This is a genomic window from Streptomyces sp. NPDC060064, from assembly GCF_042736455.1.
Classification (GTDB): Bacteria; Actinomycetota; Actinomycetes; order Streptomycetales; family Streptomycetaceae; genus Streptomyces.
The window spans coordinates 1-22,581 of record NZ_JBHWWF010000016.1 but is presented as its reverse complement, the minus strand read 5'-3'; the positions used below and the strand labels follow the sequence as shown (position 1 = coordinate 22,581).

The window sequence follows — 22,581 nt, the reverse complement described above, 5'->3', positions numbered from 1 at the left end:
GCTCAGACGTGGGCCCTCATACGCCCCCATACGCCCTCATACGACGCCCTCAGGGGCGACCAGAGCGAACGTCTGCTGGGCGATCTCCAATTCCTCGTCCGTCGGGACCACGGCCACCGCGACCCGGGCGTCCGCCGCCGAGACGATCCGCGCCTCTTCGGAACGTACGGCATTGAGCTCGAGGTCCAGCGTCAGACCCAGCTCCTCCAGACCCGCGACGGCGGCCTCGCGCACCGGCGCCGCGTTCTCACCGACTCCGGCGGTGAACGCGATCGCGTCCACCCGGCCGAGGATCGCGTAGTACGCGCCGATGTACTTCTTCAGCCGGTGGATGTAGATGTCGAAGGCGAGCTGCGCACGCTCGTCGCCCTCGTCGATCCGGCGGCGGATCTCCCGCATGTCGTTGTCGCCGCACAGACCCACCAGGCCGCTCTTCCTGTTGAGCAGTTCGTCGATCTCGTCCGCCGACATCCCGGCGACCCGCTTGAGGTGGAAGGTGACCGCGGGGTCGATGTCACCGGAGCGCGTCCCCATCACCAGACCCTCCAGCGGCGTCAGCCCCATCGAGGTGTCCACGCACCGGCCGCCCGCGACCGCCGAGGCGGAGGCTCCATTGCCGAGGTGCAGGACGATGACGTTCACCTCGGACGGGTCCTTGTCGAGCAGGGCCGCCGTCTTGCGGGAGACATACGCGTGCGAGGTGCCGTGGAAGCCGTAGCGGCGGATCCGGTGGGCGTCCGCCGTCTCGACGTCGATCGCGTACCGCGCCGCCGACTCCGGCATCGTCGAGTGGAAGGCGGTGTCGAAGACCGCGACCTGCGGAAGGTCCGGGCGCAGCGCCTGAGCGGTACGGATACCGGTGATGTTCGCCGGATTATGCAGCGGGGCCACCGGGATCAGGCGCTCCACCTCGGCGAGCACCTCGTCGGTGATCAGGGTCGGTTCGGTGAACTTCAGACCGCCGTGCACCACCCGGTGGCCGACCGCCGCCAGTTCGGGAGAGTCCAGGCCGAGCCCGTCGAGCGCCAGTTCCTCGGCGACCGCCTTCAACGCCGCGCTGTGGTCGGCGACCGGGCTGGTGCGCTCGCGCTTCCCGGCACTGCCGCCGGTCAGCGGCGTGTGCACCAGACGGGACGTCACCTCGCCGATCCGCTCGACCAGGCCGACAGCCAGCCGCTCGCCGTCGCGCATGTCGAGGAGCTGGTACTTGAGCGACGAGGAGCCGGAGTTGAGGACGAGAACGCGGGCGGCGGTCATGCGGGGATCTCCTGACCCTGGGACTGGATCGCGGTGATGGCGACCGTATTCACGATGTCGCTGACGAGCGCGCCGCGCGAGAGGTCGTTCACCGGCTTACGCAGACCCTGCAGCACCGGCCCGACGGCCACGGCGCCGGCCGAGCGCTGCACGGCCTTGTAGGTGTTGTTGCCGGTGTTGAGGTCAGGGAAGATCAGCACCGTCGCCCGGCCCGCCACCTCCGAGTCCGGCAGCTTCGTCGCCGCGACGGACGGCGCCACGGCCGCGTCGTACTGGATCGGGCCCTCGACCCGCAGATCCGGACGGGACTCCCGCACCAGCTTGGTCGCCTCGCGCACCTTGTCGACGTCCGCGCCCGAGCCCGAGGTACCCGTGGAGTACGAGAGCATCGCGATCCGCGGGTCCACGCCGAAGCGGGCAGCGGTCGCCGCCGACTGGACCGCGATGTCCGCGAGCTGCTCGGCGTTCGGGTCCGGATTGACCGCGCAGTCGCCGTACACCAGCACCTTGTCGGCCAGGCACATGAAGAAGACCGAGGAGACGATCGATGCGTCCGGCTTCGTCTTGATGATCTCGAAGGCCGGGCGGATCGTCGCGGCCGTGGAGTGCACCGAGCCCGACACCATGCCGTCGGCCAGGCCCTCCTGGACCATCAGCGTGCCGAAGTAGTTCACATCCGCCACCACGTCGTACGCCAGCTCCACCGTCACACCCTTGTGGGCGCGCAGCTGCGCGTACCGCTCGGCGAAGCCCTGGCGCAGCTCGGAGGTCTGCGGGTCGATCAGCTGGGCGGACGCGAGGTCGACGCCGAGGTCCGCGGCCTTCTTGCGGATGACCTCGGTGTCGCCGAGGAGGGTCAGATCGCAGACGTCACGGCGCAGCAGTACGTCGGCGGCGCGCAGCACCCGCTCCACCGTGCCCTCGGGCAGCACGACACGGCGGCGGTGGGCGCGGGCCTGCTCAAGGAGATCGTGCTCGAACATCATGGGCGTGACCCGGCCGCTGCGGGCCACCGAGATCCGGTCCAGCAGGTCGGCGGTGTCGACATGGCGCTCGAAGAGGCCGAGCGCGGTCTCCGCCTTGCGCGGCGTGGCGGCGTTCAACTTGCCTTCCAGCGAGAAGAGTTCGGCCGCCGTGGGGAAGCTGTTCCCGGAGACCGAGATCACCGGGGTGCCGGGCGCGAGCCGGGCGGCCAGCGTGAGGATCTCCTTGCTCGGCCGCTCGTTCAGCGTCAGCAGGACGCCGGCGATGGGCGGGGTGCCCGCGGAGTGCGCGGCGAGCGCGCCCACCACGATGTCGGCGCGGTCGCCGGGGGTGACCACCATGCAGCCTGGGGTCAGGGCGTTCAGCAGGTTCGGCAGCATCGCACCGCCGAAGACGAAGTCCATCGCGTCCCTGGCCAGTCCCGCGTCGTCGCCGAGCAGCACCGTGCCGGCCAGTGCATGGGTGATCTGGGCGACCGTGGGGGCCGCGAGTGCCGGCTCGTCGGGGAGTACGTAGCAGGGCACCGGGAGGCGGGCCGCAAGCCGCTCGGCTATGATTTCGCGCTCCTCGGGGGCGACCCGGTTGACAGCCATGGCGAGGATGTCGCAGCCCAGCACCTCGTACGCGCGATGGGCGTTACGGGTCTCGGCCCGCACCGACTCCGCGGTCTGGCCCTTGCCGCCCACCACCGGGATCACCGAGGAACCGAACTCATTGGCCAGGCGGGCGTTGAGCGCCAGCTCGTCGGGGAGCTGGGTGGCGGAGAAGTCCGTGCCGAGGACGAGCACGACCTCGTACTCCCGCGCCACCTGGAGAAAGCGCTCGACGAGCCGGGAAACCAGCTCGTCGGTACCCTTCTCGGCCTGCAGTGCCGCGGCCTCGTGGTAGTCCATGCCGTACACCGTCGCCTCGTCCTGAGACAGCCGGTAGCGCACTCGCAGCAGGTCGAAGAGCCGGTCGGGTCCGTCGTGCACCAGCGGCCGGAAGACACCCACCCGGTCCACCTGGCGGGTCAGGAGCTCCATGACTCCCAGCTCGACGACCTGGCGGCCGTCCCCGCGGTCGATCCCGGTCACGTACACGCTGCGCGTCACGCGTGCTCTCCCGTCCATGCTGTGGCGTACACATCCTGTGGATCCAGCTGAATCCGCGACCCCGGGCGTGCAAAAAAACCGCTCAGGGGCGGCATTGCCCTCTTGACAATACCTCTGTGGGTAGGTAGAGCGCCCGCCGGGCGGGGGCTGGTCCAAAGGTCCCCGAGCACGGTCCACGTGCCATCCGGCGGAGTAGCTGAGAGCGCGGGTCCCCGCAAGTCCGTGGAACAATCGAACCTGGGCTCACATGTATCACTGACGAGCAGGAGACACAGCACGATGCGCATCGGAGTTCTCACCGCAGGCGGCGACTGTCCCGGCCTGAACGCAGTGATCCGGTCGGTCGTGCATCGCGCCCTGACCGGGCACGGCGATGAAGTCATCGGTTTCGAGGACGGGTTCAGGGGTCTCCTCGACGGCCACTACCGTCCGCTCGACCTCAACGCGGTCAGTGGCATTCTCGCCCGCGGCGGTACGATCCTGGGCTCCACGCGCCTGGAGCGCGGCCGACTGAGTGAAGCCGCCGAGAACGCCCCGGAGTTGGCGCGCCAGTACGGCATCGACGTGCTCATCCCGATCGGCGGCGAGGGCACGCTCACCGCGTCCCGGCTGCTGTCGGAAGCCGGGATGCCCGTCGTCGGCGTACCGAAGACCATCGACAACGACATCTCCTCCACCGACCGCACCTTTGGCTTCGACACCGCCGTCATGGTCGCGACCGAGGCCATCGACCGCCTGAAGACCACCGCCGAGTCCCACCAGCGCGTCATGGTCGTCGAGGTCATGGGCCGGCACTCCGGCTGGATCGCGCTGGAGTCCGGCATGGCGGGCGGCGCGCACGGCATCTGTCTGCCGGAGCGGCAATTCCAGGTCGAGGACCTGATGAAGATGATCGAGGAGCGCTTCTCGCGAGGCAAGAAGTTCGCGGTCATCTGCGTCGCCGAGGGCGCGCATCCGGCCGAGGGCTCGATGGCGTACGAGAAGGGCGAGATCGACCAGTACGGTCATGAGCGCTTCAAGGGCATCGGCAACCGTCTCGCCGCGGAGCTGGAGCACCGGCTCGGCAAGGAGGCCAAGCCGGTCATCCTCGGGCATGTGCAGCGCGGCGGTACGCCCACCCCGTACGACCGGGTGCTCGCCACGCGCTTCGGCTGGCATGCCGTGGAGGCGGCGCACCGCGGTGAGTTCGGCATGATGACGGCGCTGCGCGGCACGGACGTCACGATGGTGCCGCTGGCGGAGGCGGTCACGCGGCTGAAGACCGTGCCTGCCAGCCGGATGCGTGAGGCGGAATCGGTCTTCTGACCTGCCCTTTGGGACGTAGGTCCTGACTTCTGTTCCGACGTCTGTTTCTGGCTCCGGCTGCCGAACGGCCTTGATCGCACCCCCCGTGTGCGATCAAGGCCGCACGTGTATCCCCGCCGGTTTCCGCAGTGGTTGGCGCAGATCACTCTTGAGTTGAACGGCGCGAATGGCAAGGCTGTTCCCTGTCCGGGACATGTCCCAGCCCTGTCCCAGCAGGTGGAGTGGAAGATGGAGGGACGGATGGACCCAGCCGGGCACGGTGCTCCTGATCCCGAACAGGCGCACAACTCCGCCGAGTTCGTGGCCCGGATGCAGCAGCTGAAGGACTGGTCCGGCCTGACCTACCGGGAGTTGACCGCCCGGGCGGAAGCGGTCGGCGACGTACTGCCGCGCTCCACCGTCGCCAATATGCTCAGCCGCAACACGGTGCCGCGCGAGGAGCTGGTGGCGGCGTTCGTACGCGCCTGCGGTTGCGGCCCCGGAGCGACCGAGAGCTGGCTGCGGGTCCGAAAGGAGCTCACCCGGCGTGAGCGGCAGGCCGTCGAGGTCCCCGACTACGGCGTCGGCGAACAGGAGGCCGGCCCCGGGCTGGAGGAGTCGACACCGCCTGAGCCGCCGCGCCGGTCCTGGCGCTCCCGTGCGAAGTGGCCGGCCGTCGTCGCGCTGGGTGCGGCCGCGGTGGCGGTCACCATCGCCTTTCTGCTCCACGAGGACGACAAGCCAACGGCGGAGCGTCACACGGCTGCGGTCGCACCGGCGCGAGGACCCGTGGAGATCAGGGCCGTCCACTCCGGGCTCTGTCTGGCCGAGCGCGCCGGGCAGCGGAGTGGGCAGCTCTACCAGGTGCCGTGCGCGTCGGACACCATCCCGCGCTTCGCACTGAAGCCGGTCGAGCCCGCCTGGCGGATAGAGACGGATCACCGCGACTTCGGTCCGGGCTGCACCGGTGTGGGGGACAAGTCGACAAAGGCCGGCGCCCCGCTCGCGGACCAGGAGTGCGGCAAGCGCGGACCGGCCGAGGCCTTCCGGCTGGAGGCGGTCGGCAAGCCGGTGCGCGGCTACCGGCTGAGGCCGCTGCACAGCGACCTCTGCGCCGGGGTGCAGGACGCCTCGAAGGAGCGCGGGGCGCGGATTGTGCAGCAGGTCTGCACCAAGGACGCGCAGGGGCAGCTGTTCTCGTTCGACCGCGATGCAACCGCCGACGGCAACTAGCTAGGCGTGGGTCAGTTGCCAGAAGTGGTCGACGATCCGCTCCAGGAACTCCCGGCCCGGCTCCCCGGTGTCCTGTGAGGCGGAGCCCCAGCTGAGCGTCGCGACCATACGGGACTGGTAGTCGGCGTGCAGCTCCTGCAGTACGTCCTCGAGATGGCCCCGGTCCATCGGCAGCATCTTCACCACCGGGCGTACGTACGCCTGCCAGCGCGCCTTCACCGCGTCCCGCAGCAACTCCGCCAGCTCCTCGTCCTGGCCGGTCGCCGTCAGCAGCTCGCGTGGTGTCAGGTCCAGCACCTCGGCGAGCGCCGCGGTCTGCCGTTCATTGCCGCGCCAGCGCCCCGACTCCTCCATCCGCAGATACGCGGCGGCGTCCACGCCGACCCGCAGCGCCAGCTCGTCGGGGGCGAGGCCTTGCGCCATCCGGTGCTCGCGCAGGGTCGTCGCGGCGGCGAGCAGCTCACTCTGCGCGCACCACAACACGCCGGCGAGCGCGGTGAGTTCGCGTGAACCGGGCGCGGCGACACCGCGCTCCCAGGCGACCACCGTGTCCGGTGTGATCTGGAGCCCGTACTGGGCGCGGAGACCGTACGCGACATGGCCTGGCGCCATACCCAGGGCCTCGCGCAGTCGGCGCGCGGCGAGGGCGTTGAAGCGTGGAGCGGGGGTGGGGTGCACGCGCACACGCTAGGCGGCGGGAGGGGGCGGCGACTACGGTGCGTTCACCCAACGCCACTTGTCGTAGGAACATCCGAGCTGATCGTACCCATTGGTAACACGCTGGGTGATTCGTCAGCCCTTGACCGCGCCGCCCAGGGCGAAGCCGCCGCCCAGCCTCCGCGCGATCAGCACGTACAGCACCAGCACGGGCGCCGAGTACAGAATCGAGAACGCCGCGAGCTGCCCGTAGATCACCGAGCCGTAGTTGCCGAAGAAGGTGAAGATCGAGACCGACGCAGGCATCCGCTCCGGGGACAGGATCAGCATGAACGGTACGAAGAAGTTCCCCCAGAGCTGGATGAAGGTGTAGATCGTCACCACTGTCAGCCCCGGGCCCATCAGCGGCAGTACGACCCTGGTGAGCGTCTGCAGATTCGACGCGCCGTCCGTCCAGGCCGCCTCCTCCAGCACCACCGGGACGCCGTCCATGAAGTTCTTCATCAGCCAGATGGAGAACGGCAGTTGGGAGGTGGCGAGGAAGAGCCCCGTACCGTACATCGTGTCGATCAGATTGACCTGCACGAACAGTCCGTACACCGGGACCATGACCGCGGTGATCGGCAGACACGTCGTGAACAGGATCGTCAGCAGATACGGCCGGTTGAAGCGCGAGTGGTGCCGGGAGAGCGGATATGCGGCGAGCGCCGCGCACACCACCGTCAGCAGGGTCGCGCCGCCGCACAGCAGCAGGCTGTTGAGCATCGGCGTGAAGGTGATCTCGTCGGTGAGCACCGCGTCGAAATTGTCCGCAGTGAACGACGACGGCGCCCGTACCCGCAGGTCGGCCTCCGCGTTCACCGACGCCAGCAGCAGCCACAGCAGCGGCAGCGCGAAGGCCGCGGCGGTGACCAGCAGGGCGGCATTGGCGGCGAGCCGGGCGCGGGTGGTCCGGCGCATCACACCTCCACCTTCATCAGGCGCAGATAGACGATCGAGAACAGCGAGCCCACCAGCAGGAGCAGCAGTGCCACCGCCGTGCCGTAGCCGATCAGGCTCTTGAGGAACGCCTGGTCGTACATGAACACCGGCAGCGTCTGGCTGCGGTTGCCCGGGCCGCCGCGCGTCATCGCCCAGATCAGACCGAAGACCGAGAGCGTGGAGAGCGTGTTCAGCATCAGATTCGTGCCGATGGAACGGCGGATCATCGGCAGCGTGATGTGCCAGACCCGGCGCGGCCCGCTCGCCCCGTCGACCTCCGCCGCCTCCGTGATGTCGCGCGGGATCTCGGCGAGCGCGGCGGAGTAGATCAGCATCGAGAAGGCCGTACCGCGCCAGACATTGGCGAAGGACACCGCCAGGATCGGCAGTGTGAAGAGCCAGTTCTGGGACGGCAGATGCAGCCAGTCCAGCACGGCGTTCAGCGTCCCCTCCCGGCGGAAGAAGGTGTACAGCAGAAACGCCGCGACGATCTCCGGCAGCACCCAGGCGGTGATCACCAGAGTCCCGGTGACGGTGCGTACGGGACGGGAGGCGGCCCGCATCAGTCCCGCCAGCGCCAGGCCCAGCGTGTTCTGGCCGAGGACCGCCGAGACGAAGGTGAAGACGAGCGTGAGCCGCACGGCGTTACGGAAGTCGTCGTCCGCGAACGCCCGGCGGAAGTTGTCCAGGCCGACGAAGTCGGATCCCGACGCGCCGGTCAGCTGGGTGTTGGTGAAGGCGATCCAGACGCAGTAGCCGATGGGTCCCGCGAGGAACAGCAGCAGCAGGGCGGTGGCGGGGGCGATCGGCACCCACCGCCACAACCCCGTTCCCCGGGTGCTCACTTGGTGAGGACCGCGCCGTCGACGATCGTCTTCAGCTGGTCGTTGTACGCCCTCGCCGCTTCCGCTGCCGAGGCATCACCCGTCGTCACCTTCTCCATCGCCTCCCCGATCGCCGTCGACACCTGCGGATAGACGGGCAGCGCGGGCCGGTAGTGGGTGTACTGGACGAGCCCGGTGAAGAAGTCGATGCCCGGCATGGACTTCAGATACTTCGGTTCCGCGGCCACGTCCTTGCGTACGGCGATCTGCGCGGCGACCACGCACCACTGGGTCGCGTTCTCCTTGGTCTGCAGCGTCTTGATGAAGTCGAAGGCGAGATCGGGATTCTTCGACTTCTGCGGGATCGACCAGGCCCAGCCGCCGGACATGGACACCTTGCCGGGCGCCTGGCCGTTCTGGGTGGGCATCGGGGTCTGGGCCAGCTCCTTGCCCCAGTCCGGCCACTCCTTGGGCCCCTTGTTCACCCAGTTCTGACCCATCCAGGAGCCGTCCAGGGAGATCGCGAGCCTGCCTTCGGGGAACCACTCGGTGGCGACCCGCGTGCCGACATTGGGGTCGAGCGCGTCGGAGACGTCCGGGCCGAGCTTCTCCGAGTACACCGTGTGTACGAAGTCGAGCGAGTCCTGGAATCCCTTGCCCGCGGCCACCCACTTCTTGGCGGAGGGATCGTAGAGCGGGTCCTCACCGGTGCCGTACAGCAGCATCTCGAAGCCCTGCATCACGGCCGCCTCGCCGGGGCCCTTGCCGGTGTAGACATTGAGCGGGATGGCGCCCGGGACCTTCTTCCTGACGGTGCGGGCCGCGTCCAGGATCTCCGCCCAGTTCTTCGGCTGCCAGTCGGCGGGCAGACCGGCCTTGGCGAAGATCGCCTTGTTGAACCACAGTCCGCGGGTGTCGGTGCCGTCCGGGATGCCGTACGTCTTGCCGTCCTCCGCCTTGGCCGCCGCCTTCGCCGTGTCGACGAACTGGCCCCACTGGTCCCACGTGGGCAGATAGGTGTCCAGCGGCTTCAAGTACCCGGCCTTGATGTCGGAGTTGATGCGGAAGGTGTCCTCGTAGAGCAGATCGGGCGCGGTCTTCGGGGAGCGCATCATCTGCTGCGCCTTGGTGGCGTAGTCGTTGTCCGGGGCCTGGATCGGGATGAGCTTGATCTTCTTGCCCGGGTGGTCCTTCTCGAACTGCTTCTTCGCGGCCTCGAGATGGGCGTCCTTGAAGCGGATCTTGTTGTCGGTGGACCGGTTGTAGGCGACCTTGACGGTGTCGGGGTCGCCGCCGGAGCCGCCGCCGCAGGCGGTGAGTGTTCCTGCGGCAAGCGCGGTGACGGCAGTGATGAGGATCAGTGGGGCGGTGGGGCGCACGGGCACGACCTCCTCTGAGCCGGGGGCTCCGGGCCGGGGCCCGGGCCACGGGGGCTGCCGTGACCGTAGGACCGGCCCCTTCACAAGGTCAATCCCCCTTCAGGGCAAGGTCGTTGAGTGGCGCAATCAGTTGGGTCGCCGGCTCGGCCGGCGGGTTCGGCGCTCTTGTTCAGTGGGTGGCGGGCTCGTTCAGCGGGTGGAGGGTCTCCACCGGTACTGGAGCTCGGGACGCCCGATCTGCCCGTACTGCGGACTGCGCACCGCTCGCCCTTCGGCGACCAGGTGCTCGAGGTAGCGGCGCGCGGTGATCCGCGAGATCCCGACGGCGGTGCCGGCCTCGGCGGCGGTGAGCCCGGTCGTGGACTTGCGCAGGGTACGGGTGACGGCCTCCAGCGTCGGGGCGCTGAGCCCCTTGGGCAGACCGGCGCTCCCGGCGCCCTGGGGCGCACGGAGGGAGGCGAGCGCCCGGTCCACCTCGTCCTGACCGCTGGCCTCACCGGCCGTGGCGCGGAACTCGGCGTACCGGGTGAGCCTGTCCCGGAGGGTGGCGAAGGTGAAGGGCTTCAGGACGTACTGGACGACTCCGAGGGACACGCCTTCGCGGACCATCGCGAGGTCGCGGGCGGAGGTGACGGCGATGACGTCGGCGGAGTGCCCGGCGGCGCGCAGGGAACGGACGAGCTGGAGCCCGTGCCCGTCGGGGAGGTAGAGGTCGAGGAGGAGAAGACCGACATCGGTCCGCTCGAGGACGCGTACGGCCTCGGCCCGCGAGTGAGCGACCCCGGCGACGGTGAACCCGGCGACACGGCCGACGTAGAGGGCGTGCGCGTCGGCGGCGACGGGGTCGTCCTCGACGACGAGAACTCTGATGGGGTCGCTGGTGCTGCTCATGGGGACACCTCGATGGGGCGCGGTGGGCGCGCGGGGGCGTGGGGGCGCCGGGTGCCCGGCGAATCGGCGTGCGGACGGCGGACGACGCGCCTCGCAGTATGCAGCCCGGGCGCGCCCGGCGCGGGCTGCGGTCGCCGGGTGTGTGGCCCGGGGGTACGGGATCCGTGGGTGCCCGGTCCGGCTGTGCGTCGGGCGGGGGCGCCTCCGCCCGCAGGGGGCGGCGGCGTCCGGCCGGGGGCCGCGCTCATGTCCGCACCTCCGCCGTGTGCAGCGGCAGCCGTACGGTGAACTCCGCGCCGCCGTCCGGGCCCTCGGCCAGCAGCACCGTGCCCCGGCTGCGGTGCGCCGCCTGCCGGACCAGCGCGAGCCCCAGCCCGCGCCCCGCGCCGTGCGTGGACCAGCCGCGCCGGAAGACCTCCTCGGCGTCGGCGGGGTCGACGCCCGCGCCGGTGTCGGCGACCCGCAGCAGCAGCTCGCCGCGGTCGGCACGCGCGGTGACGGTGACCCGGGCACGGAGCGGCTGTACGGCCCGGCCGTCCGCGGCGGTGACGGTGTCGCGGTCCGGGCCGGCCGCGGCGGTGACGATGACCCGATCCTGGCCGTCCATCCCGTCAAGGGCTCCGGCGCCCCGCCCGCCCGCCGCCGCCTCCGACGCCGCGTCGACCGCGTTGTCGATCAGGTTGCCCAGGATCGTCACCAGGTCGCGCGCCGGCAGCGACGGCGGCAGAACGCCGTCGTCGATGCGGCTGTCCTCCGCGAGGACCAGCTCCACGCCGCGCTCGTTGGCCTGCGCCGCCTTGCCCAGCAGCAGCGCGGCCAGCACCGGTTCGCCGACCGCGCCGACGACGCGGTCGGTCAGCACCTGAGCCAGCTCCAGCTCCGCGGTCGCGAAGTCGACCGCCTCGTCCGCCCGGCCGAGCTCGATCAGCGAGACGACCGTATGCAGGCGATTGGCCGCTTCGTGCGCCTGGGAGCGCAACGCCTGCGTGAAGCCGCGCTCGGAGTCCAACTCGCCCGAGAGCGCCTGCAGTTCGGTGTGGTCCCGCAGGGTCACCACCGTGCCGCGCTGCTCGCCGCCGACGACCGGGCTGGTGTTCACGACGATCACCCGGTCGGCCGTCAGATGGACCTCGTCGACGCGTGGCTCGGCCGCCAGCAGCGCGCCCGTGAGCGGTGCCGGCAGGCCGAGTTCGGCCACCGGCCGGCCGACCGCGTCGTCGTCAAGGCCCAGCAACTCCCGGGCCGCGTCGTTGACCAGGGCGATCCGCCGCCGGCCGTCGAGCATCAACAGCCCCTCGCGCACGGCATGCAGCGCGGCCTCGTGGTAGTCGTGTATCCGGCTCAGCTCGGCCGCGTTCATACCGTGCGTATGCCGCCGCAGCCGCGCGTTGATCACGTACGTGCCGAGGCCGCCCAGCGTGAGCGCCGCGCCCGCGACACCGAGCAGCGCGGCGACCTGCTGACTCACCTTCTCGCTGATCTTCTGGATGGTGATGCCCGCGCTGACGAGCCCGGTGATCTTCCCGTTGTCGTAGATGGGCGCCACCGTCCGCACCGAGGGGCCGAGCACGCCCAGGTGCTTCTCGCTGTAGATCTTGCCCTTCAGTGCCTCGTCGATGTGCCCCAGATATTTCTTGCCGATCTCGCCCGGCTCCGGATGCGTCCACCGAGTTCCGTCCGGGGCCATGATCACGACGAAGGTGACGCCCGCGTCCCGGCGCAGCCGCTCCGTATACGGCTGAAGCGGCTCGCTGGGATGCGCGGAACGCGCCGCCGCGATCACCGAGGGCGACCGCGCGACGGCGGTGGCGGTGGCGGTGGACTGCAGCCGCGCCGTCTCCTCGGCCTGGGAGCGGTCGGTGACATACGCGAAGAGGGCGCAGCCCGCCACGATCGCGGCGACCAGCACGACCTGCATCGCGAAGAGCTGCCCGGCGAGGCTGCGGGGGCGAGGTATGCGCATGCAATCAGTCTGCCTGGCCGATTTTGTGTGAACGAAACGAACGCAAGGGTGACCGGCGTCACAGCCTGGTGGATAGTCACGGCATCCATAGGGACATGGACGAATCGGAATGAGGAGGACCCCGTGGCTACTGGAGCCGTCAGGCGGGACCGTACCCACTATCTCTATATCGCGGTCATCATCGCGGTCGCGCTGGGCATCACGGTGGGCCTGGCTGCCCCCGAGTTCGCCGTTGAGCTCAAGCCGCTGGGCACCGGCTTTGTGAATCTGATCAAGATGATGATCTCGCCGATCATCTTCTGCACGATCGTGCTGGGCATCGGCTCGGTACGAAAGGCCGCCAAGGTCGGCGCGGTCGGCGGCATAGCGCTCGGCTACTTCCTGGTGATGTCGATGGTCGCCCTCGCCATCGGCCTGGTCGTCGGCAACATCCTGCAGCCCGGTGACGGCCTCGCGCTGACCGACGCGGTCAAGGAGGCGGGCCAGGGCCAGGTGTCGGCCGAGGCCAAGCCCCCGGTCGAGTTCGTGCTCGGGATCATCCCGACCACGATTGTCTCCGCCTTCACCACCGGCGAGGTTCTGCAGACCCTGCTCGTCGCGCTGCTCGTCGGCTTCGCGCTGCAGGCGATGGGCTCGGTCGGCGAGCCGGTGCTGCGCGGTGTCGAGCACATCCAGCGGCTCGTCTTCCGCGTTCTTGCCATGGTGATGTGGGCCGCGCCGATCGGCGCCTTCGGCGCGATCGCCGCCGTCACCGGGTCGGCCGGTCTGGACGCGCTCAAGAGCCTCGCCGTGCTGATGCTCGGGTTCTACGTGACCTGCTTCCTCTTCGTCGTCATCGTGCTCGGCACGCTGCTGCGCCTCGTCGCGGGCCTCAACATCCTGACGCTCTTCAAGTACCTGGGCCGTGAGTTCCTGCTGATCCTGTCCACCTCCTCCTCCGAGTCCGCGCTCCCGCGGCTCATCGCGAAGATGGAGCACCTGGGTGTGAGCAAGCCGGTGGTCGGCATCACCGTTCCGACCGGCTACTCCTTCAACCTCGACGGCACCATGATCTACATGACGATGGCCTCGCTCTTCATCGCCGACGCGATGGGCCGGCCGATGTCGATCGGAGAGCAGATCCCGCTCCTTCTCTTCCTCTTCGTGGCGTCGAAGGGCGCGGCGGGCGTCACCGGGGCCGGGCTGGCCACGCTGGCGGGCGGTCTGCAGTCGCACCGGCCGGAGCTGGTCGACGGCGTCGGCCTGATCGTCGGTATCGACCGCTTCATGAGCGAGGCGCGTGCACTGACCAACTTCGCGGGCAACGCGGTCGCGACGGTGCTGATCGGGACGTGGACGAAGGAGATCGACAAGGCGCGGGTCGACGAGGTGCTGGCCGGGAGGATCCCGTTCGACGAGAAGACGCTGCTCGACGACGGTCACGCCGACGCGGCGCCGGAGGCGGACGTGCCCGAGCCGCGGGAGGGGGACGAAGCGGTCCTGAAGGTCTGATCCGCCGCCGGCACCGAACTGCTGGTGCTCGTCAGGCCGTTGAGGACGGTCTCATCCGCTCCGCCCTCCGCCTCCCCCCGTGGCGGAGGGCGGGCACTCCTCACGCTTCCTTCGGTCCGGCCTCTTCCGCGAGGCGGCCCAGGGCGTCGAACTTGGGGCCCCACACGGACTGGAGGAAGCCGAAGAGCGGTCCGAGGGCTTCCCGGTCGGCCCGGTAGAACCGCTTGGTGCCGTCCTTGCGCAGCGTCACCAGGCCCGCGTCCCGCAGCACCTTCAGATGCTGGGACACCGCGCCGAAGGTGACCTCGAAGCGGGCCGCGATCTCGCCTGCGGGCAGCTCGTCGTTCCAGATCAGCCTGAGGATCTCGCGCCGTCTGGGCTGAGCGATCGCCTGTACCAGGTCCACACTCCTGATTTTAGTCGAGCCGCAAGGCGCGGGCCTCGCCGTCGCCCAGCAGGTCGGCGTCCAGGCGGGTCCTCGGCAGGCACAGGCCCTGGTGGACGCGGTGAACGGCGCCTTCTCGGACGCCGTCGCGCACACCAGCCTGGTCGCCGCGGTGATCCTCGGCGTCGGCACGGTGCTCGTCGCGGTGCTGCTGCCGCGCCGCGGCGGGGCCGCCGAGCCGCAGGTCGCGGTCGAGGAAGAGCGCGGGCTCACGGGCCGGTGCGCCGGGAGCCTGCGGTACGGACCGCGCCGGACGAACCGGACCGGATGGACCGGACGGACTGGACGGACCGGACCGGGACGCCCTGACCCGCAGGTTGCTGGGCGTCCCGGACCCGGATTCGCACGAATGGGGCTCACTGCTGGATCGGATTGCCGTCCGTCCCGCAGATGTACCCCGCGACGATGCAGTTGGCCACCCGGCGCTTCAGCTCACCGTCGTCCCAGGCGTTGAAGAAGTCGCCGTGGAAGGTGTAGCCGGGCTGGTCGGTCACATTGACGCCGTTTCTGGTGCCCGCGAGCGTCAGCCCGCCGCCGTTGACCGGCCAGGTGATCAGCAGCTCCAGCCGCGGCACGACCACGGGGTGCGAAGCGGGGCAGGTCTGACCGGCCGCGTACGCCATGTGGTCCCGGTGGTTGGCGCTGTCCAGGTTCTTCCCGTCCCAGCAGGTCGGGAAGTCCAGATAGTTCTCCAGCTTGGTGCCGGGCGGGCAGTTGACGAACTCCCGGCTGGACTCGGGCCGCCCCACGCACGACCAGCGCGCTGCCGGGTTCTGGTCGGGCGAGGTGGCCAGGGCGTTGCCGACGACGTAGCGCAGACCGCGCGGATGGGCCACGGCCCGGGTGTGGTCGGTGATGCCCCGGTAGTAGACGGTGACCCGCTCGGGGGCCACCGGGACTCCGTTCTTGTAGAGGGTGGGGGTCCAGTACGAGGAAAGGTCCACCGTGGGCGTGCAGTTGGTGGCGCCGGCGGCCAGCGACTGGAGCGTCGAGGCCGCGTTCGCGGTCCTGTTCCCGTAGAACTCATGGATGTGCGAACGGCCCACCTGCCCCGGGAAGACGATCGGGTCGTCGCCCTTGCGGTGGCTGGAGAAGCAGTCCGCGCGGAATTCGCTGCCGCGTACCGGGGCCGCGGCCTGTGCGACGATCGCGGCCGTCTGGGCGGCGGTGAAGGTGTAGGCGTGGCCGTTGTGGCCCGACATGGCACGGTGGGATGCGGTGTGGCCCGAAACGGTGTCGGGAGCGGCCCGTTCGGTCCTCGCGGTGATCCATCCCGCCGTGATCAGGAAGATCACGGCGGCAAGGCTCGCGAGCAGTCGGCGGAACATTGCGGTCCTCCTGGGTTCACTGGGTTCACTGGATTCAGTCGAAGGGGATGCGTACGACGGACTGGTTGCCGACGCCGACCGTGCTGGCACCGCCGCCGATGGCGTTCCAGACCTCGATCTGCACCTTGCCGTTCGTCAGATCGCCGAGCGCCCCGGTGGACGACTTGAGGCCTCTCGCCTGGGTGTAGTGCTCCCAGCCCGCGACGGGGTCGGTGGCGAAGTAGTTGTACGTCTCCGTCCGGTCCCAGCTCCCGTCGCCCGTACGGTCGTAACTCACCCTGACCTGCTGGCCGTTAGCCACCGTGGAGCCCGCGTCGAGGAACAGGTCGAACTGCGTCGCGCCGCCGTTGTACTTCCTGGTGAACCCGGCCGAGGTGAAGACCTGCGGGTTGTGCGGGGTGCCGTCGTGGTTGGCGCCGCCCGCCGAGGCGAGGCTCACCGTCGAGGCCGATGCCGCCGCGTCGCCCGCGCCTCCTCCCGTACGCAGATACAGCTGGGAGGAGCCGGAGGGCGGGGGAGTGGTGGGCGGGTCGGTCGTGGGCGGTGTCGTGGGCGGGGTGGTCGAGCCGCCGCCCTTGGTCCAGACGGCGATGTAGTCGACGAGCATGGGGCGGCCGGGGACGGTCGCGGGCGTCGGGGTCTTGCCGGCCAGCGCGTCGGGGAACGCGCCGCCGATCGCGACATTGAGCAGGATGAAGTAGCCCGCGTGGTTGGTCATGTTCGCCCAGGTCCCGGCGTCCACGCGGTTCTCGGCGACGCTGTGGAACAGCTGGCCGTCCACGTACCAGCGCAGTTCATTGGGAGAGGTGGAGCGGTCCCACTCGAAGCGGTACGTGTGGAACGCGGACTGGCAACTCGCGCCGGGGCAGGCGCGGTTGTTGGCGATGCCGCTGGTCTCGTTGCAGGGGCCGCCGGGGTTGACCCCGCAGTGCAGCACACCCCAGACGGAGTTGATGCCGTTGACGTTCTCCATGATGTCGAACTCGCCGATGGACGGCCAGTTCCAGTAGTTGCCGCGGTAGGGCGCGCCGAGGGCCCAGAAGGCGGGCCAGTAGCCGAGCGCGGCCTGGCCGGTCACATTCGGCATCTGGATCCGGCCCTCGATGCGCAGCGTTCCCCCGGCCGGGGCCTTGAAGTCGGTGCGCTTGGTCTCGACACGGCCGGAGGTCCAGTTGCCCCCGCCGTCCCGGAGGGGGGTGATGCGCAGATTGCCGGTGCCGTCGAGGCTGAGGTTGTCGGGGTTGTTGGTGTAGTTCTGGATTTCGCCGGTGCCCCAGTTGCCGGGCCCGTTCGGGTAGGCGTGGCCGAGGTCGATCTGCCAGTTGGCCGACGAGGGCAGGGTGCGGTTGGCGCCGTTGAAATCGTCACTCCACTGGAGATTCCAGCCGGGCGTGGGCGGTACGTCACCGCGAGCCGACCCCGCGCCGGTCACAGCGATGAAACCGGCGAGGGCCACGGTCATGGCGACGATCACAGTGAGCAAGGGGGTGCGTTTGATGCGGCTCGTGCTCAAGGAACACCTCCGGGAGGGTGGTGCCGAGGGAGTTGAGAGCGCTCTCAAACAGTTTTGTAGATGTAGACAGTCCAGCCGTCAATGGCTGCACCCCGTTAACTTCCTGAACGCGTCGCCGGTTTGGACTGAACCGCTGGTCAGGAGCGGACGGCCGCGTCGCTCCCGTCGCTCCCGTTGGCCGACGAGGCGTCGAGCGCCGCCAGCTCCGACGCGCTCAACGTGAGTCCGGCGGCCGCCGCGGAGTTCCGGATGGTCTGCGGCCGGCTCGCGCCCGGGATCGGGATCACGGCCGGAGACTTCGCCAAAAGCCAGGCCAGAGCGGTCTGTTGGGGGCTCACGCCGCGCTCTCGCGCCACCTGGTGGAAGGCGGCGTACGGACCTGTCACTTCCGGGCCCGCTCCCTCCGCTCCTGTTGCGCCGTTCAGTCCCGACGGCCCGTCCAGCGAACTCCGCGAGATCCCGCCCAGCGGACTCCACGGAAGGAAGGCGAGGCCCAGCTCCGCGCAGAGCCGCAGCTCCGCCTCGCTGTCGCGCACCGCGGGCGAGTACCGGTTCTGTACGGAGACCAGCCGCTCACCCAGCATCCGCCTGGCCAGCCGGATCTGCGCCGCATCCGCGTTGGAGATCCCGGCGAACCGGATCGCGCCCTCCGCCAGCAGCTCCTGGAGCGCGCCGAGCGAATCGGCGTAGGGGACGGACGGGTCCGGCTTGTGCAGCTGATAGAGCCCGATCGCGGCGACGCCGAGCCGGTCGAGCGAGCTCCTGGCGGCCTGCTTGAGATGGTGCGGATCGCCGTTGACCGTCCAGCCGCCGTCGGCGGTCCTGCCCCGGCCACCCTTGGTGGCGACCAGGACGGAGTCCCTGTCGCCGCCGTACGCGGCGAGGGCACGCCGTACGAGCAACTCACCGGCGCCCGGCTCACCGCCGGGCGGGTAGTAGGAGTCGGCGGTGTCGATCAGCGTCACGCCGGCGTCGAGAGCGGCATGGACGGTGGCGATGGCCTGCCGCTCGTCGGGGTGGCCCTCGATGGACAGCGGCATGGCGCCGAACCCGATCGCGCTCACCTGGAGGCTGCCCAGCGTGCGGTACCGCATTACCGGACCTCCTTGCCGGAACCGAGGGTTTCGGCGATGGCCCGTGGCAGCCATTCCGCGGCGCGGCTGAAGGTGTAACCCAACTCCGCCGCACGCGAATTGTCCATGCCGTACGAGCGGGCGAAGGAGAACGGCGAGGTCTCACCGATCTCCACAGGGAGGAATTCCGCCTTTCCGCCTGTCTCGTGCTCGATCACCGCGCAGATATCGGTTGTGGAGAGCGCGCCGTACGCATTCGCATTCACCGGACCGGTGAAGTCCTGACCCGCCGTCCACGCCAGGAATTCGGCGATCTCCGCTACATGCACATAGGTGGCGGGGTGGTTCTCGGCGGGTACGGCGATGGGTTCGCCCGCCCTGATCCGGGTCGCGTAGTGGTCCACTCGGCCGGTGAAGTCGTCGTCCCCGCCGAGCACATGGGCGACGCGCACCGACACGTACGGGAAGGCCGGATTCTGCGCCAGAACCGCCTCGGCCTGCCGCTTTCCCTCTCCGTAGTGCTCCTCGCGGAAGTCCGGGTCGTCCCACGGAGCGGTCAGGTCCACGTTCACCGTCAGCGGGTCGACGGCCTCCTCGCGGACGAGGGTGGCGGAGTGCTCGTACTCGTACACCTCGACGGTGGACGTCATCACATAGCGTCCGGTGCGGCCCGCGAACACCCGACGGGCGATTTCCGCCTGGCGCGGCGTATAGCAGACCTGGTCGAAGACGACATCGAATGTACGCGAACCGATCGCGGCCCGCAGGGAATCCTCGTCATCGCGGTCCGCTATGAGATGGGTGACTCCGGCGGGCGGGGCGGAGGACCCGCGATTGATGACGGTGACCCGGTCGCCCGAATCCAGCAGCCGAGCTGTCAATCGCTTGCCGAAATAGCGGTTGCCGCCGATGACGCATATCTCGCGCATTTCCAACTCCCTCTCGTCTTACGTCAAGTGTTACGTTTACGGGCCACATCTTGAAGGGGGAGACATGGGAGATCCGGCCGAACGACCGAAAGAACCACGGCATCTGCGAGCTGCCGCCAACGAAACGTCGGCGACCGCCTTCGACGCCGTCGACCGCCAGATCCTGGAGCTCCTCCAGACCGACGGCCGCATCAAACTCAGCGAACTCGGGCGCCGGGTGCGGCTGAGCCCGGCGGCGGTCACGGAACGGGTGCGCCGGCTGGAGGCCTGCGGCGCGATCACCGGCTACGGGGCGCATGTCTCACCGGCCCGCCTCGGCTACGGCATTCAGGCCTTCATCCGCGTCAACCCGCACGGCGGGTACAACCTCAAGCACCCCAGGACTCTGGAGCTGCTCGCCCGCCCCGAGGTGATCGAGGTTCACCATGTCGTCGGCGAGGACTGCTGGATCATCAAGGTCGCGGTGACCGACACGGTCCATCTCGAGGACGTACTGGAGCAGACGTCGGCTCTCGGTCGTACGACGACATCGGTTGTGCTGACCTCGCCGGTGGAACGCAAGCCGCTGCTGCCCCCGCGGTGACGTGATCCGCGGTGACTTACCCCGTACCCACCTGCCACGCACTGACCGGGCGGCACCGCACTGACCTCGATGTTTACCTTGCGGTGCGTAGCTGACTCATTTGTAGGTACTTGTGGGGGAGTTGGGCGCCGACGAAGCATGGCGGACATGTCCACCACCAAGAACGGCCCTCTTGCCTCTGCCACCGTCCGTACCTCCGTCACCGTCCTCGGGCTCGGCGCGATGGGCCAGGCCCTCGCCGGCGCCCTCCTCGACGCGGGCCACCCCACCACCGTCTGGAACCGCTCTCCCGGCAAGGGCGACGAGCTCACCGCCCGCGGCGCGGTCCGCGCCGCCCGTGCGGAAGAGGCCGTACGGGCAAGCGAGTTGACCGTCGTCTGCGTGGTCGACTACGACGCCGCCCAGGCGATCCTCGACCCCCTGGGCGACGCGCTTCACGGCCGGGCGCTGGTCAATGTCACCTCGGACACGCCGGAGCGCTCGCGGGCGGCGGCGGCCTGGGCGGCCGAGCGGTCCATCGCCTACCTGGACGGCGCCGTCATGGTGCCGACCCCGCTCATCGGCTCCCCCGACGCGCTGCTCTTCTACTCCGGCTCGCAGGAGGCGTTCGAGCGGTACGAGTCCGCCCTGAAGGCCCTCGGCGGCAAGGCCGCGTTCGTCGGCACGGATCCCGGGCTCGCCGCGCTCTACGATCTGTCGCTGCTCGACTTCTTCTACGGCAGCATCTCGGGCCTGGTGCACGCGTATGCGCTGGCCAGGGCCGACGGGGTCAAGGCGGTCGACATCGCCCCGTATCTGAGCACCATCGTCCAGATTCTGCCGCCCATCGCGGAGTACACGGCGGCCAACATCGACGCGGGCAGCTATCCGGGAACACAGGCCAACCTCGGCATGATGGTGGCGGGCGTCGAGCACATCCTGCACGCGGCGCAGACCCGCGGTCTCGACGTCTCCCACCTGGAGTCCATCAAGTCCGTCGCCGACAGGGCGATCGCGAAGGGCCACGGCGCCGACGACTGGGCGAGCACGTACGAGGCCGTCACCGCGGAGTCCTGAGCCGGGGGGATCAGCCTGTTGCCTTGACGCCGACGTCAAGGATTACCGTCGAGGACATGCGAATCGGCGAGCTGGCGGAGCGGGCCGGGACGACCACCCGCACTCTGCGCTACTACGAGTCCCGCGGGCTCCTGCCCGCCCGGCGCGCGGTGAACGGCTACCGCACGTACGACGAGGACGATCTGCGGCTGCTCCAGCAGATCCGGACCCTGCAGGACTTCGGGTTCGATCTGGAGCAGACCAGACCCTTCGTCGACTGCCTGCGCGCCGGGCACCCGGCGGGCGACTCCTGCCCCGCCTCGCTCGCCGTCTACCGCGCCAAGCTCGGTGAGCTGGACACGCTCATCGGCCAGCTCCAGTCGGTGCGCGCCCAGGTCGGGGCGCAGCTCGCGCGGGCGGAGCTGGAGGCGCAGGCCGATGTTCCGGGCGGTCCGGAGCCACGCTGTGAACTGACGTACGGAGGGGAAGACGAATGATCCACGCAGAAGGCGTCGCCGCGGTGACGGACAACGACTTCGACGACGAGGTGCTGAAGGCGGGACTGCCGGTCCTGGTGGAGTTCACCGCCGACTGGTGCGGCCCGTGCCGCCAGCTTGCGCCGGTGCTGAGCGCTCTCGCCGCCGAGGAGGCCGACCGGCTCAAGGTCGTACAGCTCGATGTGGACACCAATCCGGAGGTCATGGTGCGGTACGGCGTGCTGTCGATGCCGACGCTGATGGTGTTCCGCGGGGGCGAGCCGGTGAAGTCGATGGTCGGTGCGCGGCCCAAGCGACTGCTGCTCCAGGAGCTGGAGGACGTGCTCTAGTCCTCCAACGCCGTTGCATCAACCGCAGTTGTGGTACTGGGCGAAGCCGTCAGGCCACGCTCAGCTCGTCGGGCCCGAGCTCCGCACCCGAGACCGCTCCGGCGATGGGTGCCTTCCCTCTCAGCGTCAGGTGGGGAGTTGCCAGGACGGTCCGTCCGGCTCGCCGAGCCAGACGGTTTGTGTGTCGTCAGTGACGGTCATTCCGAACGCGGATTGATCTGGTGCACCTGCCTCCTTCCATGTCGTCAGTGCGCCTTCCACCTGGTCCCACAGGGGCAGAGGCCCGTGTTGGTGAACGGTCCAGCCGTTGTCCGCCGGTTCGGTCCATGCCTGAGAACCGGTAGCCACGTCCACGAGGATCACGCTGTCACTGGTGGAGGCGAGTTCGGCGGACGGGGCGGCGAGCTGGGCCAGGAAGTGCCCGGTCCAGGTCTCGATGAGGGCCGGGTCGACGAGGGTGGTGCGGGTGCTGCCGGGGTGCTGGATGAGGGACGGCCTGGGTGGTCGTTCGTGGGGGCGGGCGAGCATGTAGCCGATGGTGTCGCCGGTGAACCGGCCGGTCGCGGTGCCGTCTTCGCCCATGGTGAGGCGAATCAGGCCGGATGCGAGCATCCATCCGCTGATGGTTGTGGTGATGGTGCCACCTTCGCGGAGTTGCCACAGCCAGGAGCGGGGGATGCTGCGTACCGAGCATGTGGCCACGATGGCGTCCTAGTTGTATTGATCACGAGCGTTGTTGACACGCACGGGTCTTGATCATGGCGAAGGCCTCCGTGTGTGGTGGAGGTGTCGAATCTTCACCGCCCGGAGG

22 protein-coding genes are annotated in these 22,581 nt (G+C 69.5%); 7 read left to right on the top strand and 15 right to left on the bottom strand.

Annotated elements, in window-relative coordinates; all coding sequences use genetic code 11:
- Positions 1-36: 36 nt before the first annotated feature.
- Together ACFWDI_RS19995 and pta are read right to left on the bottom strand one after the other, a co-directional pair.
- Positions 37-1,257, bottom strand: coding sequence for an acetate kinase (locus ACFWDI_RS19995; RefSeq protein ID WP_385305633.1), 1,221 nt, complete (start codon positions 1,255-1,257; stop codon positions 37-39).
- A complete protein-coding gene (gene pta, locus ACFWDI_RS19990; RefSeq protein WP_385305631.1) occupies positions 1,254-3,335 on the bottom strand; it encodes a phosphate acetyltransferase in 2,082 nt (693 codons plus the stop codon). The genes ACFWDI_RS19995 and pta overlap by 4 nt, the downstream gene beginning before the upstream one ends.
- A 279-nt stretch (positions 3,336-3,614) precedes the next feature.
- Here pta and ACFWDI_RS19985 point away from each other — a divergent pair, with 279 nt between their 5' ends.
- Together ACFWDI_RS19985 and ACFWDI_RS19980 are read left to right on the top strand one after the other, a co-directional pair.
- A complete protein-coding gene (locus ACFWDI_RS19985) occupies positions 3,615-4,640 on the top strand; it encodes an ATP-dependent 6-phosphofructokinase (RefSeq protein ID WP_385305629.1) in 1,026 nt (341 codons plus the stop codon).
- A 240-nt stretch (positions 4,641-4,880) separates the two neighbouring features.
- Positions 4,881-5,852, top strand: a complete 972-nt coding sequence (locus ACFWDI_RS19980; protein ID WP_385305628.1) for a helix-turn-helix domain-containing protein — start codon at positions 4,881-4,883, stop codon at positions 5,850-5,852.
- Here the strand turns inward: ACFWDI_RS19980 and ACFWDI_RS19975 are convergent, their stop codons facing one another.
- From ACFWDI_RS19975 to ACFWDI_RS19950, 6 genes are all read right to left on the bottom strand, one after another.
- Positions 5,853-6,530 carry a helix-turn-helix domain-containing protein gene (locus ACFWDI_RS19975; protein ID WP_385305626.1) on the bottom strand — a complete coding sequence of 226 codons (678 nt, stop codon included), beginning with the start codon at positions 6,528-6,530 and terminating at the stop codon, positions 5,853-5,855. It lies immediately after the preceding gene.
- Between the two features lie 114 nt (positions 6,531-6,644).
- The gene (locus ACFWDI_RS19970) at positions 6,645-7,469 is read right to left on the bottom strand and encodes a carbohydrate ABC transporter permease (RefSeq protein ID WP_385305624.1); all 825 of its coding nucleotides are present in this window, start codon (positions 7,467-7,469) and stop codon (positions 6,645-6,647) included.
- Positions 7,469-8,335 (bottom strand): carbohydrate ABC transporter permease, encoded by an 867-nt coding sequence (locus tag ACFWDI_RS19965; RefSeq protein WP_385305623.1) that lies wholly within the window; start codon positions 8,333-8,335, stop codon positions 7,469-7,471. The genes ACFWDI_RS19970 and ACFWDI_RS19965 overlap by 1 nt, the downstream gene beginning before the upstream one ends.
- A complete protein-coding gene (locus ACFWDI_RS19960) occupies positions 8,332-9,693 on the bottom strand; it encodes an extracellular solute-binding protein (RefSeq protein WP_385305622.1) in 1,362 nt (453 codons plus the stop codon). Before ACFWDI_RS19960 ends, ACFWDI_RS19965 begins: the two co-directional genes overlap by 4 nt.
- 189 nt (positions 9,694-9,882) lie before the next feature.
- Entirely contained in the window at positions 9,883-10,584 is a 702-nt protein-coding gene (locus ACFWDI_RS19955) for a response regulator (protein WP_385305620.1), read from the bottom strand.
- A 244-nt stretch (positions 10,585-10,828) separates the two neighbouring features.
- Positions 10,829-12,547: an ATP-binding protein gene (locus ACFWDI_RS19950; protein ID WP_385305619.1), complete on the bottom strand. Its 1,719-nt coding sequence runs from the start codon at positions 12,545-12,547 to the stop codon at positions 10,829-10,831.
- A gap of 123 nt (positions 12,548-12,670) precedes the next feature.
- On the opposite strand from ACFWDI_RS19950, the gene ACFWDI_RS19945 reads away from it, so the two are divergent.
- Entirely contained in the window at positions 12,671-14,038 is a 1,368-nt protein-coding gene (locus tag ACFWDI_RS19945; protein WP_385305617.1) for a cation:dicarboxylate symporter family transporter, read from the top strand.
- A gap of 100 nt (positions 14,039-14,138) precedes the next feature.
- Here ACFWDI_RS19945 and ACFWDI_RS19940 read toward each other — a convergent pair whose 3' ends face one another.
- The 6 genes from ACFWDI_RS19940 to ACFWDI_RS19915 form a co-directional block, all read right to left on the bottom strand.
- On the bottom strand, positions 14,139-14,444 hold the full coding sequence (locus ACFWDI_RS19940; RefSeq protein ID WP_385305615.1) for an ArsR/SmtB family transcription factor: 306 nt from the start codon (positions 14,442-14,444) through the stop codon (positions 14,139-14,141).
- 10 nt (positions 14,445-14,454) lie between these two features.
- Positions 14,455-14,577 (bottom strand): hypothetical protein, encoded by a 123-nt coding sequence (locus ACFWDI_RS19935; protein ID WP_385305613.1) that lies wholly within the window; start codon positions 14,575-14,577, stop codon positions 14,455-14,457.
- Between the two features lie 262 nt (positions 14,578-14,839).
- The gene (locus ACFWDI_RS19930; protein ID WP_385305611.1) at positions 14,840-15,811 is read right to left on the bottom strand and encodes a DUF1996 domain-containing protein; all 972 of its coding nucleotides are present in this window, start codon (positions 15,809-15,811) and stop codon (positions 14,840-14,842) included.
- A 34-nt stretch (positions 15,812-15,845) separates the two neighbouring features.
- Positions 15,846-17,273, bottom strand: coding sequence for a glycoside hydrolase family 16 protein (locus ACFWDI_RS19925; protein WP_385305835.1), 1,428 nt, complete (start codon positions 17,271-17,273; stop codon positions 15,846-15,848).
- Between the two features lie 188 nt (positions 17,274-17,461).
- Positions 17,462-18,418 carry an aldo/keto reductase gene (locus tag ACFWDI_RS19920; protein WP_385305609.1) on the bottom strand — a complete coding sequence of 319 codons (957 nt, stop codon included), beginning with the start codon at positions 18,416-18,418 and terminating at the stop codon, positions 17,462-17,464.
- Positions 18,418-19,326 (bottom strand): NAD-dependent epimerase/dehydratase family protein, encoded by a 909-nt coding sequence (locus ACFWDI_RS19915; RefSeq protein WP_385305607.1) that lies wholly within the window; start codon positions 19,324-19,326, stop codon positions 18,418-18,420. Before ACFWDI_RS19915 ends, ACFWDI_RS19920 begins: the two co-directional genes overlap by 1 nt.
- A gap of 64 nt (positions 19,327-19,390) precedes the next feature.
- Here ACFWDI_RS19915 and ACFWDI_RS19910 point away from each other — a divergent pair, with 64 nt between their 5' ends.
- The 4 genes from ACFWDI_RS19910 (at position 19,391) to trxA (ending at position 21,770) form a co-directional block, all read left to right on the top strand.
- Positions 19,391-19,909 carry an Lrp/AsnC family transcriptional regulator gene (locus ACFWDI_RS19910; protein ID WP_385305605.1) on the top strand — a complete coding sequence of 173 codons (519 nt, stop codon included), beginning with the start codon at positions 19,391-19,393 and terminating at the stop codon, positions 19,907-19,909.
- A gap of 147 nt (positions 19,910-20,056) precedes the next feature.
- Entirely contained in the window at positions 20,057-20,965 is a 909-nt protein-coding gene (locus tag ACFWDI_RS19905; protein WP_385305604.1) for an NAD(P)-dependent oxidoreductase, read from the top strand.
- 56 nt (positions 20,966-21,021) lie between these two features.
- The gene (locus tag ACFWDI_RS19900; RefSeq protein WP_385305602.1) at positions 21,022-21,441 is read left to right on the top strand and encodes a MerR family transcriptional regulator; all 420 of its coding nucleotides are present in this window, start codon (positions 21,022-21,024) and stop codon (positions 21,439-21,441) included.
- Entirely contained in the window at positions 21,438-21,770 is a 333-nt protein-coding gene (gene trxA, locus ACFWDI_RS19895; protein ID WP_385305600.1) for a thioredoxin, read from the top strand. The genes ACFWDI_RS19900 and trxA overlap by 4 nt, the downstream gene beginning before the upstream one ends.
- A 126-nt stretch (positions 21,771-21,896) precedes the next feature.
- Here the strand turns inward: trxA and ACFWDI_RS19890 are convergent, their stop codons facing one another.
- On the bottom strand, positions 21,897-22,472 hold the full coding sequence (locus ACFWDI_RS19890) for a hypothetical protein (RefSeq protein WP_385305598.1): 576 nt from the start codon (positions 22,470-22,472) through the stop codon (positions 21,897-21,899).
- Positions 22,473-22,581: the final 109 nt, after the last annotated feature.